Annotated in this window: 8 protein-coding genes and 2 pseudogenes; 2 read left to right on the plus strand and 8 right to left on the minus strand. The window is 39.7% G+C overall.

What is annotated here, in order from left to right; genetic code table 11:
- Positions 1–163: 163 nt before the first annotated feature.
- Positions 164–1321, plus strand: coding sequence for a DcaP family trimeric outer membrane transporter (locus tag JCM15074_RS15440; RefSeq protein WP_025822194.1), 1158 nt, complete (start codon positions 164–166; stop codon positions 1319–1321).
- A gap of 71 nt (positions 1322–1392) precedes the next feature.
- Here the strand turns inward: JCM15074_RS15440 and JCM15074_RS15445 are convergent, their stop codons facing one another.
- From JCM15074_RS15445 to acs, 4 genes are all read right to left on the minus strand, one after another.
- Positions 1393–1653 (minus strand): GrxA family glutaredoxin, encoded by a 261-nt coding sequence (locus tag JCM15074_RS15445; protein WP_025822196.1) that lies wholly within the window; start codon positions 1651–1653, stop codon positions 1393–1395.
- Between the two features lie 51 nt (positions 1654–1704).
- Positions 1705–3459 carry a DNA repair helicase RadD gene (gene radD / locus JCM15074_RS15450; RefSeq protein WP_025822198.1) on the minus strand — a complete coding sequence of 585 codons (1755 nt, stop codon included), beginning with the start codon at positions 3457–3459 and terminating at the stop codon, positions 1705–1707.
- Between the two features lie 82 nt (positions 3460–3541).
- A complete protein-coding gene (locus JCM15074_RS15455; RefSeq protein WP_025822200.1) occupies positions 3542–4534 on the minus strand; it encodes a DUF6929 family protein in 993 nt (330 codons plus the stop codon).
- 77 nt (positions 4535–4611) lie between these two features.
- Positions 4612–6564, minus strand: coding sequence for an acetate--CoA ligase (gene acs / locus JCM15074_RS15460; protein ID WP_025822203.1), 1953 nt, complete (start codon positions 6562–6564; stop codon positions 4612–4614).
- A 189-nt stretch (positions 6565–6753) separates the two neighbouring features.
- On the opposite strand from acs, the gene JCM15074_RS15465 reads away from it, so the two are divergent.
- Positions 6754–10161, plus strand: coding sequence for a hybrid sensor histidine kinase/response regulator (locus JCM15074_RS15465; RefSeq protein WP_025822205.1), 3408 nt, complete (start codon positions 6754–6756; stop codon positions 10159–10161).
- Position 10162: 1 nt separating this feature from the next.
- Here the strand turns inward: JCM15074_RS15465 and JCM15074_RS15470 are convergent, their stop codons facing one another.
- From JCM15074_RS15470 to ppsR, 4 genes and pseudogenes are all read right to left on the minus strand, one after another.
- The gene (locus JCM15074_RS15470) at positions 10163–10831 is read right to left on the minus strand and encodes a response regulator (protein WP_025822207.1); all 669 of its coding nucleotides are present in this window, start codon (positions 10829–10831) and stop codon (positions 10163–10165) included.
- Between the two features lie 108 nt (positions 10832–10939).
- Positions 10940–11359: an acyl-CoA thioesterase gene (locus tag JCM15074_RS15475; protein WP_025822209.1), complete on the minus strand. Its 420-nt coding sequence runs from the start codon at positions 11357–11359 to the stop codon at positions 10940–10942.
- Between the two features lie 140 nt (positions 11360–11499).
- A pseudogene (locus tag JCM15074_RS25670) lies at positions 11500–12560 on the minus strand (3-deoxy-7-phosphoheptulonate synthase).
- A gap of 180 nt (positions 12561–12740) precedes the next feature.
- Positions 12741–13551 (minus strand): annotated as a pseudogene (gene ppsR, locus JCM15074_RS22540) (posphoenolpyruvate synthetase regulatory kinase/phosphorylase PpsR).
- Positions 13552–13564 lie beyond the last annotated feature (13 nt).

Raw genomic sequence — 13564 nt, forward strand, 5'->3', positions numbered from 1 at the left:
CCATCTCTTTTTAAATTCCCGCGACGAATTCTTCTATACTTTCCTAAGTTTTAATCTTCATACTGCGTAGTTCATTTTAATACAAATCGCTAATAGACTTATATCTAATATCAGTAATGCCTAATATTTGCCATATTCATAGCTCTTTCAAGGAGAGGGATGAATGATGCAAAAATTAACAAAAACGGCATCGGCTAGTTTAGTTATTGCTGTGCTTTATCAAAGCTCTGCAATTGCGAATATGGTCGATAATACTAAATTTGATTTTGGTGGTTATATAAAAGCGGACATTATGTTCAGTGACTACAGTAATGGCGCTCCTGACTCTGGAAGCCTTTCCCGTCAATTTTATGTGCCTGGAACGATTTATGGCACTCCCGGTAATGGCAAGCAAGTTGTTGATTTTCAAGCAAGAGAGACGCGATTTAATATGAAAAGCGTCACTAATGTTGGTGGCAGTAAATTAACCGGATTTATTGAGTTGGATTTTATGACTCATACTGATGGTAATGAGCGTGTTTCTAATAGTTATTCCCCTCGTATACGCCAAGCTTATGTGAGCTTTGATAATTGGTTGTTTGGTCAAACATGGACCACATTTCAAAATCCTGGTGCCTTACCTGAAAACTTAGATTTTGTGGGGGCTGCAGATGGTACGCCGTTTGTTAGGCAAACACTGCTTAGATATAGCAATAATGGTTTCCAATTTTCGATTGAAAATCCAGAAACGACGGCAAGTTCATTCGCGACAGGTCAGCGGATTGTAAGCGGTAGCGGTTCTATTCCAGATTTTGTTGGGCGTTACAATGTTAAATTCAATTCAGGCGGTAGTATGGCTTTTGCGGCTATTTTACGTCAATTGAATATAGAGCAGGGAGTGCTTGATACACAAGAGATGGGATACGGTATTAGCTGGTCTGGTGTCGTGCCAGTCGGTGATGATGATTTTAAATTTACTGCGACGTACGGAGATGGTTTAGGGCGTTATCTGGCGCTAAATTTTGCCAATGCTGCTCAACTTGATGCACAAGGTGAGCTTGAAACCATTAAATCGTATGCAGGCTTTATATCATATCGTCATTGGTGGAATGAAAAGTGGCGTAGTAGTATTACTTTATCAGGCTTTAATGCTGATAATGACCAACGTATAACTGCAGCAACCAGCAATAAATCATCATATAGCGGCTATTTAAATTTGCTTTACTCACCGAGTAAACCATTAACGCTTGGTATCGAATATATGCACGCCGAAAATGAAAAACAAAATGGTTATACTGGCGAATTAGATAGAATTATTTTCTCAGCTAAATATGTACTTTAGCGCAAGATAGTAGATATAAAAATGGAGGCCTAAGCTCCATTTCTTTTATCATCTTAAGTTAATCTGGCTGATTAACCTAGAAGATTGTTTTCGCGTACATATTGTTCAAACTCGGTGTAACCACCTACATGCGTTTGATCAACAAAAATTTGTGGAACAGTCTGTACTGGCTTACCAACAGTCTTTTCTAAGTCTGCCTTGCTAATTCCTTCAGCCTGAATATCGACATACTTAAATTTAAAATCTTCGCGTTTTTCCGCTAGTTGCTCTGAAAGTTGAACTGCACGAACGCAGTAAGGGCAGCCTGGGCGACCAAAAATTACAACAAACATAATTGCTCCTTCATCGTTAGAAACCAATTTATATCACAGCTAACGAGCAAATCATAATGCTTCTAGCTTAAAATTATTATCAGTTTGGTATCGGCCTTGGTAGTCAAACCAAGTCTCTTGTAAATCCCAGCCCCGTTTAGCTTTTTTAAGTAAAAGTAGGTCTGGCTTTCTGAATTTATCCCTATCGTTTATAACTTGCTCTACCTTGCTATATCTTGCCATTTTTAATCCCGGCGTCTTACTGTGAGGATAAATAAAAATGGCGTATAACGCACTGATCTGTGGCTTAGTATTCATTTTAAAATATTGGCAAAAATCATTACCTTCAAAATCGAGATAGCGAATAACTAACTTGTCATCTTGTTGTTCAAGTAGCATATCTTGGCATTTAAAAAGGTGATGATGTTTTTGCTGCAATACTTGTTTCAGTCGTTTGTCAGGATCGATTAACGTTGATTGGCAGCATTGGCATATTTTAGCGGCAATATCGTTTTCTGCGCCGCAATCGGGGCAGGCTTTACTGCGAAACCGATAGTCACATTGCTGTTTAATTGAATCGTGTTCTATAACGCCCTGACAGCGTCGACCAAAATGCTCAACAATATCGCCATCATTATCTGTAATTCCCCAGAAAATATTGGCAAACTGGCAGACAGGGCAGTGAACTTGCACTGGTACAGATTTACTATTGGGTTTAGCTTGTCCGACTTCTGGGTAGTAGAGGTCGTAGCCATTTGCCGCATAATCAATAACTAAGCAGTCCTGTTTACCTTCGCAAATCCGTAAACCGCGACCTACCATCTGTTGAAATAAACTAATAGAAGCCGTCGGCCTTAAAATTGCAATCAGATCAACATGCGGCGCATCAAATCCTGTGGTAAGTACGGCGACATTGACAATAAATTTAAGTTTTCTTGCCTTAAATTGTTCTATCACTAAGTCACGCTCATGATGAGGTGTATCGGCAGTAATTAATGCCGCGTTATCATCAAGCAAATTGATAATCTCTTGTGCATGACGTACCGTAGCAGCAAAAATAATGACCCCTTGACGATGTATCGCTAGGGTTTTTATTTGCGCGATAATTGCTGTGGTTGCACGGCCATTATGATTCAATAAATCATCAACTTGATCTGTCGCATAATGTCCATTATCGCTGGCCTTCAATTGGCTAAAGTCGTATTGAGCACTAAGGCCATCAAGTAGTTTGGGCTCAGTGAGGAACCCTTGTTTGATCAGCGGTCTAATTGGGTAATCAAAAATACAATGTTCAAAAATACCATGTTCTGGATTGCCCACTTTTCCGTGATAATGAAATTTATATATATAGCCAACACCTAGTCGATAAGGCGTTGCAGTTAATCCAAGTAAACGAATATGAGGATTGATTTGTTTCAAATGACTGAGAATTTGCTGGTATTGGCTCTCTTTTTCAAGACTAACACGATGACATTCATCAATAATAACCAGTGAAAAAGGTTGATCAAATTTAGTGAGAGCTCTTGCCGCTGACTGAACACTTGCAACCACGGTTTTGGCTTGAGTCTGTTTTTGCTTTAAACCTGCAGAATAAATATCAGCATCTTCAGTTAATAACCCAACCTTTTCCGCATTCTGTTCAACTAGCTCTTTTACATGGGTTAAAATTAAGACTCGCCCTTTAGCAATACGAGCTAATTCTGCAATAACAATACTTTTGCCTGCGCCTGTCGGTAGCACTAATACCGCAGAATCATGGCTTCTCTTAAAATGATTAATGGCGGCATCAACCGATTGTTGTTGATAATCTCTCAGTTTCACAAGCAAAAAACAATTAATGAATTATGCTGATAATTTATCATAAAATAGGCCGCTAAACGCGGCCATGATCACTTTATTACGCAGCAGATTATTGCTTAAGAGTAAAACTAAAGAACTGGCTTGTACCGTTATCATTGTCGCTAACGATATAGCCTTTAGCCTGTTGTTTTGTTTGTGTTGCAACAGCAATTGACTCTGCTTTGGTTAGTAATGCTCTTCCATCATGCTGCATCAGTTGAGTGTAAGGCGTAAGATCAATTTGCTTGCCATTTAATAGACTCAGTGGCAAAACGCCAACAAAGCTGCCTTGTATTTCTCCGTCATTGATGCTGCTTTGATTGTTTCCTTCCACTGAGGCGGTGAAGATAATACTGTTATTATCTTGCCAAAAGTCAGCGCCAGAAAAACACGCTTGTACGCCATTTATACTCGGTAATTGAATTTGATATACCTTGGTTGAATTCAAACGATGACTATGTCCCATTAAATATGCCATCAGTTCATTGGTATTGATGCTAAAGATTGCATTCTTACCTTCATTACCACGATTAAATATAAAAGTTTGCTGGTTATTACTGGCAAGGCCTTCAATATTTATTTTTTGCTTTGCTGTAAATCCTGCAAGCTTATGTAGCTCAGTGTAGAGAGAAGCAAGCGACAGCTTTTCTGTACTTTTACCATCAGTGCTAATTAAAAATGCTTGTTCCCGTAACTGCTTTTTACTGCCAGATCCCCATACAAAGTAATAAGATTTACCTTGATAGTTAAGTTGAGTCATTGATTCAAAATCAGGTTTGGTTTTATGGTTGATACGGTTTTGTTGATTAACCCGAAATGGAGCAATTTGGCTCTTGTGAGTAATATTAAAATTTGAGTTTAGATTAAATAACCAAGGCGAATCATCACCAGCAACGATAAGTTGTCCTTGATTAATCACCATAGCAGAACCAGAAGGAAGTTCATGATTAATGGTTGAGTTAGCTATTTTTAGTGTGAATGGTGGCGTAATTGTTTGTGCTGCAGCAGTGCTGCTCATTAATAGTGTGATGACACCAATAACATAGCTTTTATTAAGTTTCATTTGTATTCCTAAATTGAGCTGATACAAGCGTGTTGCTATATCTATTTTACGCCTGCGTCAGCTAATTTAGAATAATCTTATGACTGTTGATTTAATCTATCTTCAATTAATAGGTCAATAACCGACGGATCTGCAAGTGTTGAAGCATCACCAAGGTTCGTAATCTCATTCGCCGCAATTTTGCGTAGAAAGCGGCGCATAATTTTGCCTGAACGAGTTTTAGGTAAACTGCCTGCCCATTGAATTAAATCGGGTGTGGCAAGTGCACCAATCTCTTTTCTGACCCATTGTCTCAATTCTTGATTAAGTTCATCAGAAGGGACACAGTCTTTCGTGAGAGTCACGTAAGCATAGATACCTTGTCCTTTTATATCGTGTGGGTATCCAACAACTGCGGCTTCTGCAACCTGTTCATGTGCGACCAATGCGCTTTCTATTTCAGCTGTACCTAAGCGGTGACCTGACACATTAATGACATCATCGACACGGCCTGTGATCCAGTAATAGCCATCTTCATCTCGGCGTGCACCATCGCCAGTGAAATACATACCTTGGAAGGTTTTAAAGTAAGTTAATGCAAAGCGCTCATGATCGCCATAAACGGTACGCATTTGCCCCGGCCATGAGTCTAGAATAACTAAGTTGCCTTCGGTGGCGCCTTCTAGAATATTGCCTTCATTGTCAACGAGTGCTGGCTGTACCCCAAAAAATGGTCTAGTTGCTGATCCAGGTTTTGCTTTAATTGCACCTGGTAGTGGGCTAATTAGAATTCCACCCGTTTCAGTTTGCCACCAAGTATCAACAATTGGGCAATGTTCGTGACCAATAACCTCGTGATACCAACGCCATGCTTCTGGGTTAATAGGTTCACCAACCGATCCCATGATCCGTAATGAACTGCCGTCGAAGTTGTCAAACTCTTGTTTACCTTGCGCCATTAATGCGCGGATCAAAGTGGGGGCTGTGTATAACGTATTGACCTGATGACGATCTATCATCTCTCCTAGTCTTGCAGGACTTGGGTAATTGGGTACGCCTTCATGGATTAAAATCTTGGCACCATTAGCTAATGGTCCGTACACGATATAACTGTGCCCGGTAATCCAACCTACATCGGCAGTACACCAGAAAATCTCGCCATCTTTATAATCAAAAACATATTCATGGGTCATTGCGGCGTAAACCAGATAACCCCCTGTGGTATGTAATACGCCCTTTGGGTTACCTGTTGAGCCTGAGGTATAGAGCAAAAATAATGGATCTTCGGCGTTCATCTCTTCTGCGGGACAGTGTTCTGATGCCGTAGCCATCAGTGAATGCCAATCAATATCTCTTGTATCATGCCAATTAACGTCGCCGCCAGTACGTTTCAGTACGATGACTTTTTCAACGGTATTAACACTTGGGTGAGTCAATGCTTGATCAATATTTTGTTTTAGTGGAATGATCCGTCCAGCACGAATCCCTTCATCAGCGGTAACAATGACTTTTGATTGACCATCAATAATACGTGCCGCAATTGAATCTGGAGAAAAGCCACCAAAAATAACAGAATGAATAGCACCAATACGTGCGCAAGCAAGCATTGCTATTGCCGCTTCGGGCACCATTGGCATATATAATGTGACCACATCACCCTTGACGACACCTTGGCTTTTCAGCGCATTAGCAAATTTACACACTTCAGCATGTAATTGTTTATAGGTTAGAGTGCGCTGTTCGTTGGCATCATCACCTTCCCAAATAATCGCCTCTTGGTCACCACGGCTGGCTAAGTGACGATCAAGACAGTTAACACTGGCATTTAAGGTGCCATCATAAAACCAATTAATAGATAGGTTTCGATCATCAAAACAGGTTTTTTTAACTTCAGTATAAGGTTTTATCCAATCAATTCTCTGACCATGCTCACGCCAAAAACCGTCAGGGTTGACCACTGACTCTTGATACATTTTTCTATATTGTTCATCATTGACCATACAATGAGCTGCAATATTTTCCGGAATGTCATATAGGTTTTGGCTCGTCATAGGATACCCTTGTTAGTTGGATTTTTATTTTGCATAAGTATGCAGTCGATATACTAAAAAGCACTATTAGACCTTGGTCTAGGTATGTAAAATCCTTGTTTATTATAGGCTTGCAACATTTATTAAAATCTAATTTTGTGTATACTTATTGCACAATAAAAACTAATAACAATTATATTGAACTAACTGATGAATTTGACCCTACTTGTTGCCGTAATCGCTATTGTTTATGTCTTTCTTTTGTTTGTGCTGGCGTGGGCAGCTGAGCGTTGGGGACGATTTATCTCATCACGTTTGCAAGTGGCTATCTATGGGTTAAGTCTAGCGGTTTATTGTTCATCTTGGAGCTTTTTAGGGACGGTAGGCCAGTCTTCAAATAATCTTTGGTCTTTTACGCCGATATTTATTGCGCCAATATTACTGTTTGTATTTGGTTTCAGTTTATTAAAGAAATTAGTGCGTACAGCCAAAGCGCATAATATTACTTCGGTAGCAGACTTTATTGCGGCTCGTTACGGTAAATCTCAATTTCTTGCGGTATTAGTGACCTTTATTTCATTATTCGGCATCATGCCTTATATCGCATTACAGCTAAAAGCAATGATGCTCAGTTTTGGCCTGTTTATTCCTTCAGGTGATAATATTGATGAATTAAGTATGGGCTTAATTATTACCGTTATCTTAGCGATATTTTCCATTTTGTTTGGTACCCGCAAACTCGATGCAACCGAACATAATCCGGGATTAATGTTTGCCATTGCATTTGAGTCATTAGTTAAATTATCTGCTTTTTTATTAGTTGGAATAGTCATCATTTATGGGGTTTATAATGGCATTGGTGATGTGTGGCAACAATTCGAGCCATTAGCTACACCACAATTAACAGAGATAAATCTGCTACGTTTATTGCCTGAGATTATTGTCGGTATGGCGGCTTTTTTATGTATGCCAAGGCAATTTCATGTCATGGTTGTGGAATGTCCAGATCCACAAGCATTAGCGAAAAGTCGTTGGATTTTACCTGTCTACTTATTGTTATTTGCGCTGTTTATTCCACCACTAGCTTTAGCGGGCCAGTTATTACTTGGTGATAGTGTACCTGCTGATACCTATGTCATTAGTATTCCGTTAGCACTTGATCATCCTTTAATCGCCATTATTGCATTATTGGGTACTATCTCTGCGGCAACAGGCATGATGATTGTTGCTGTAGTCACGATCAGTATTATGGTGAGTAACGAATGGGTTGTGCCTTTGATGTTACGTTCAGGACAAATGCAACGTAAGAATTTTGATCAATTTTCACATCTGCTGCTTAATATTCGTCGCATCGTTATTATATTGATTTTCACCATTGGCTTTATTAGCTATATGGCGCTAAGTCATAACGATTCATTATCTGACTTAGGCATGATGTCCTTTGGCGCATTTGCACAATTGGCGCCAGCCCTTGTTGGGGGGCTATATTGGCAGCATGGGAATCGCTATGGCGTGATACTCGGTTTAGCCGTCGGTTTTGGTTTGTGGTGTACAGTGTTAGTTCGTGATGGCTTAGGTGTTGCTGCCGTGACCGACAATATTACGTTATTACAATCTATTACGCCGAATGTACGTGATATTTTGTTAGCGCTATTGGTTAATTGCATCTGTTATATTTTAGGTTCACTGTGGTTTAGATCTGGGGTGGTTGATCGTATTCAAGCCAGTAGCTTTGTCACTCCAGGGAATGAACGTAATAACTCAGATAAAGCCCGTTTTGTTTCTCAGCAAGAGTTACTACTTTTAGCGGGACGATTTATTAGCCCTGCAAGAGTTGAGCAAAGTTATGCTGCATTTGAACTGACTGATACCCCTAATAAAGCCGCATCAGCAGAGCTTATTGCCCACACTGAACATTTATTATCAGGTATTTTAGGGGCAACAAGTGCGGCGTTAGTGCTTAATTCTGTGATGAAAGGGCGTGATTTAGCATTAGATGAAGTATTTGAACTCGTTGATGACGCCTCAAGTCAGGTGGTAATGAGTCAAGATATGTTAAGGGCGGCGATTGAACATGCTTATGAAGGCATGAGTGTGATTGACAGTGAGCTTAACCTTGTTGCTTGGAACTATCGTTACGTTCAGCTTTATCATTATCCTGACGGATTTTTAAAGGTTGGGTTACCTATTGCCGAGGTGATTCGTTTTAATGCTCGTCGTGGTTTTTGTGGTGAAGGTGAGATAGAAGCACAAGTTCAAAAACGGTTGCAGCATATGCGTAATGGTAGTGCTCATACTTCAGAGCGTAGACGACTTGATGGCAAGGTGATTAAAATTCAAGGTAATCCTATGCCTAAAGGTGGCTTTGTGATGACCTTTACCGATATTACGCAATATCGATTGCAGGAACAGGCGCTAAGGGACATGAATATTACCCTTGAAGCCAGAGTTGCAGAGCGTACTTCTGAATTAGCCGCGTTAAATCAAGCATTAACTCAAGCTAAACAAAAAGAGGAGCAAGCCAATGCTTCTAAGAGTCGTTTTTTAGCCGCGGTTGGGCACGATTTAATGCAGCCATTAAACGCTGCTCGTTTATTTACAGCATCTTTGGCGCATGATCCGCAACTCTCTATAGCAACACAAAAGGCAATTAATAACGTTAATGGCTCTTTAAAAGCGGCTGGTGAGTTACTGACAGATCTACTTGATATATCTAGACTTGATTCAGGCTTGGTTAAAGTTAATCGTAAGGATTTTTATATTGCTCAGCTTATTGAAGGTTTAAGTGCTGAATGTATTGCTATGCAGGATGAGTTCAATATCCACTTTTCGATGTTGCCATGTAAGCTTGCTGTGAATTCCGATCCAATATTATTACGTCGAATTGTACAAAACTTTTTAACCAATGCTTATCGTTACGCTAAAGGTGGACGCGTTGTATTAGGTTGTCGCCGCAAAGCAGATGGCATATTAATTCAGGTATTGGATACTGGATGCGGGATAGAACAAGCTCATTTACAAGATATTTTTACTGAGTTTAAACGTGTTAGTAATCCCCATTCGAAAGTGATTTCAGGTTTAGGCTTAGGGTTAGCCATTTCAGATCGAATTAGTAAAGAGCTAAATCACCCCATCACAGTTGACTCAGAGATTGGCAAGGGCTCCGTGTTTTCGGTTTTTGTGCCGTTAGCACAGCAAACAGTCGTTAAGCCTGTCACTAAGCCTATGTCACTTCATTCTTTAGCGGGTATATCCGTGTTATGTATTGATAATGAACCTGCTATTTTAGCTGGACTTGAATCTTTACTGACGCGTTGGCAATGCGAAGTGATATGTGTCCCTGATTTAGGCCAAGCGCGGATCCAATTAGGATTAAAAGGGATTGCACCAGATATTGTGCTAGCTGATTATCATCTTGATGCCGGATGTAATGGGGTGGATGCTATGGATAGCCTACGTGAAATGTACGGTACATCGTTGCCTGGCGTATTAATGAGTGCCAATAATAGTCAAGAGTTGATTGATGAAGTTCATGCTAAGGGCTATCACTTTTTAGCAAAAATGATAAAACCCGCAGCACTAAAAGCATTAATTTTGAGTTTGACGCAACCCAATTAGGTTAATCGGTTTCGTTGATATTGGTAGGCTCAATATTGAGTTGCTTAAAAGCGATTACCGCTTGGGTACGGTTGCGCACATTAAGTTTTCTGAAAATGGCTGTCGCATGAGCTTTAATGGTCGCCTCTGAGACTGAAAAGTCATACGCGATCTGCTTATTTAACATCCCCTCGGCAAACATTTGTAATACTCGATATTGCTGTGGGGTTAAATCTGCTACCTGTTTAGCAATGCAAATATGCTCATCAGTGTTTAGTTGCTCGAGTGTTAGATTATTAGGTAGCCACATTTCACCTTGTAAGATCTCATTAATTGCTTCAATTAATATTGGCATAGACGAGGATTTAGGAATAAATCCAGCGCTGCCATATTCAATTGCTTTGGCTATGGTTGTTTGATCTTCATGAGCTGAAATAATCGCCACAGGAATATGCGGATAATGGCTGCGCAGATGGATTAAGGTTGAATAACCATTAGCACCTGGCATTTGTAAATCCAGCAGCACTAAATCATATTGCGCGGATTGCTGTAGTAATTGCTCTAAGGTTTCCGCATTTTCAGCTTCAAACCATTGGCTATGGCTAAAATCATTACTGAGTGCTTGTCGTAGGGCCGTTCTAAATAGGGGGTGATCATCAGCGATTATGATCTGTAGATTTTCAAGCTTCATAGTTATTTTTATAATTCATTGCTACACCTTGATAAACTTAATGTAACAGAATCTGGTTCAAAATAGCTACCAAAGCTTGAAATTGACTATAAATAGCTTTGTCGGAGATCAATCTAATACTTTGATTGGCTTACCGTTATTATCAATTGCAACAAAGGTAAAGACCCCTTTAATCGCGTGTTCACGCTTATCTTGATACATATCCTCAATAAAAATATTTACTTCAACTTTTAATGAGGTATTGCCAACGTAAATGACCCGTGCAACTAGTTCAGCTAAACTGCCTGCAGGAATGGGCTTTTTAAAATCGATTTTATCAGAGCAAACTGTGGCTAAGTCTTTATGACAAAAACGGTTAGCCGCAATAAATGCCGTTTCATCCATCCATGCAAGGGCTTCACCACCAAAAAGGGTGTTACGGTGATTGGTTTTTGAGGGAAAAACCACTTTAATAACACGTGATTCTGAACGCTCGATTCGTGCTAATATTTCAGCAGGGTATTGAAGGGGACTGGCATCGATGGACATACTACAACCTAAAGCGATGTATAAATAAGGCGAGCAATTATACAGACTAGCTCAACATATTCAAATTTGCTTATCTTATGTCAGTAATATAAAAAAATCCCTCATATAATGAGGGATTTTAATGTTTTGCGGATACTCAATTAGTTATTTAAGTCTATGCGCGCACGCGATGCTGCGGCTAAATCTCGTAATAACTTTTCAGAATCTTGCCAATTTAAACAAGCATCAGTAATGCTTTGACCATAAGTGAGAGCTTGGTCTGCAACAACTTTTTGAGTTCCTTCGATTAGGAAACTCTCAGCCATAATGCCTGAAATTACCGTATTACCACTGCGGATCTGCTGCATAATGTCATCAGCAACATTGAGTTGTAATTGATGCTGTTTTTGGCTATTACCGTGACTAAAGTCGACCACAATATGTTGGTTAACACCTGCTTGTTCAAGTTGAACACGGGTTGCTTCAACATCTGCTGCACTGTAGTTTGGCGTTTTGCCACCACGTAAAATGATATGACCGTATGGGTTACCGTGGGTACGGTAAACAGCCATGACTCCATCCTTGTCTGGTGAGTAAAAAATATGTGGCACTTGCGCAGCACGTACTGCATCAAGCGCGATGTTAATATTACCGTCAGTACCGTTTTTAAAACCAACAGGGCATGATAGGCTGATGCCATTTCACGGTGAATTTGGCTTTCTGTGGTTCGAGCACCAATTGCGCCCCAAGTAATTAAGTCAGCAATATATTGACCGTTGACCATATCTAAAAACTCAGTCGCGATAGGCAATTTAAGTTCGGTAATTTGCTGTAATAGCTGTCTCGCTAAACGCAGACCTTTATTTGGGCTAAAGCTGCCATCTAAGTCTGGATCAGAAATTAATCCTTTCCAACCTACAATCGTACGTGGCTTTTCAAAGTAAACACGCATAACAATGCAAAGATCATCTTTTAACTCTTGATGAAGTGCTGCTAGTTTACCCGCATACTCAAGTGCCGCTTCTGTATCATGGATTGAGCATGGGCCAATGATAACCAATAGACGTTTATCTTCGCCGGTTAAAATGGACTCAACTTCACGACGTTGCTGAACTAAATAGTCTGCAGCTTCTTGAGTTAATGGATACTCAGATGCTAATTGAGCAGGTGAGATCACTTTACATAATAGTGAGGTACGTAATTCGTCTGTTTTAGTGGTCATTAAGTTTACCGACAATTCTCATGGCTTATTTGCCTTATTGGTTCGGATTATAACGAATCAAGCGTCGCTGCACAGCGCAAATTGCTCGTTTTATCATCAAGTGTGCATATAAAAGTATAGATTGGCCCAATTATTTTGAAAAAAACATAAATGAGCCGTATCAAAGACAATTTTTTAGCATTAGAACATGTGACGTTTAAGACCCGTTTTATCCAAAATCTTAGTCGCAATTTCTTCAACTGAGTGATAAGTAGTATTAACGAATGGGATCCGTTCCTTCTTATATAGCATTTCAACTTCGCTGACTTCGAGTCGACATTGGCGCAGTGAAGAGTAGCGGCTATTACCTAATCGACATTCTCTAATTTCATGTAATCGATCTGGATTAATGGTTAAACCAAATAATTTATGTTTGTTGCGCTTTAATGCCTCTGGTAGTCGCAAATTATCCATGTCATCTTCAGTAAATGGATAGTTGGCCGCTTTAATACCAAATTGCATCGATAAATATAAGCTTGATGGTGTTTTTCCGCAGCGGGATACCCCTAATAAAATAATATCGCTTCATCCATGTGTTTCATGGTTTGGCATCATCATTATCCATTGCGTAGTTAATTGCACTAATACGTGTTTCATAACTGGCATTGGCTTGCCCATGGGTGCGATTTTGCACTGGTACAGCTTGAATGCCTAATTGTTGTTCTAATGGCGCCACAAAAGTATTTAAAAAATCGTAATTTAAGCCTTCACAGTTATAAATAATCTCACGGATCTCCGGATTAACGATGGAATGAAAAACTAAAGGCCTTTCACCTGTTGTAATAAAACTATCATTAATTTGTTCGATAACCTTGAGTGCTTTTTCTGTTGTCTCTACAAAAGGAATTGTAAGTGACTCAAATTCTATAGGAAATTGCGATAATACCGCATGTCCAAACACCTCTGCGGTAATAGCTGTTCCATCAGAAACATAGAAAACTTTACGTGACATTTTGACCTCTTGT

This window comes from Shewanella marina JCM 15074, from assembly GCF_000614975.1.
GTDB lineage: Bacteria > Pseudomonadota > Gammaproteobacteria > Enterobacterales > Shewanellaceae > Shewanella > Shewanella marina.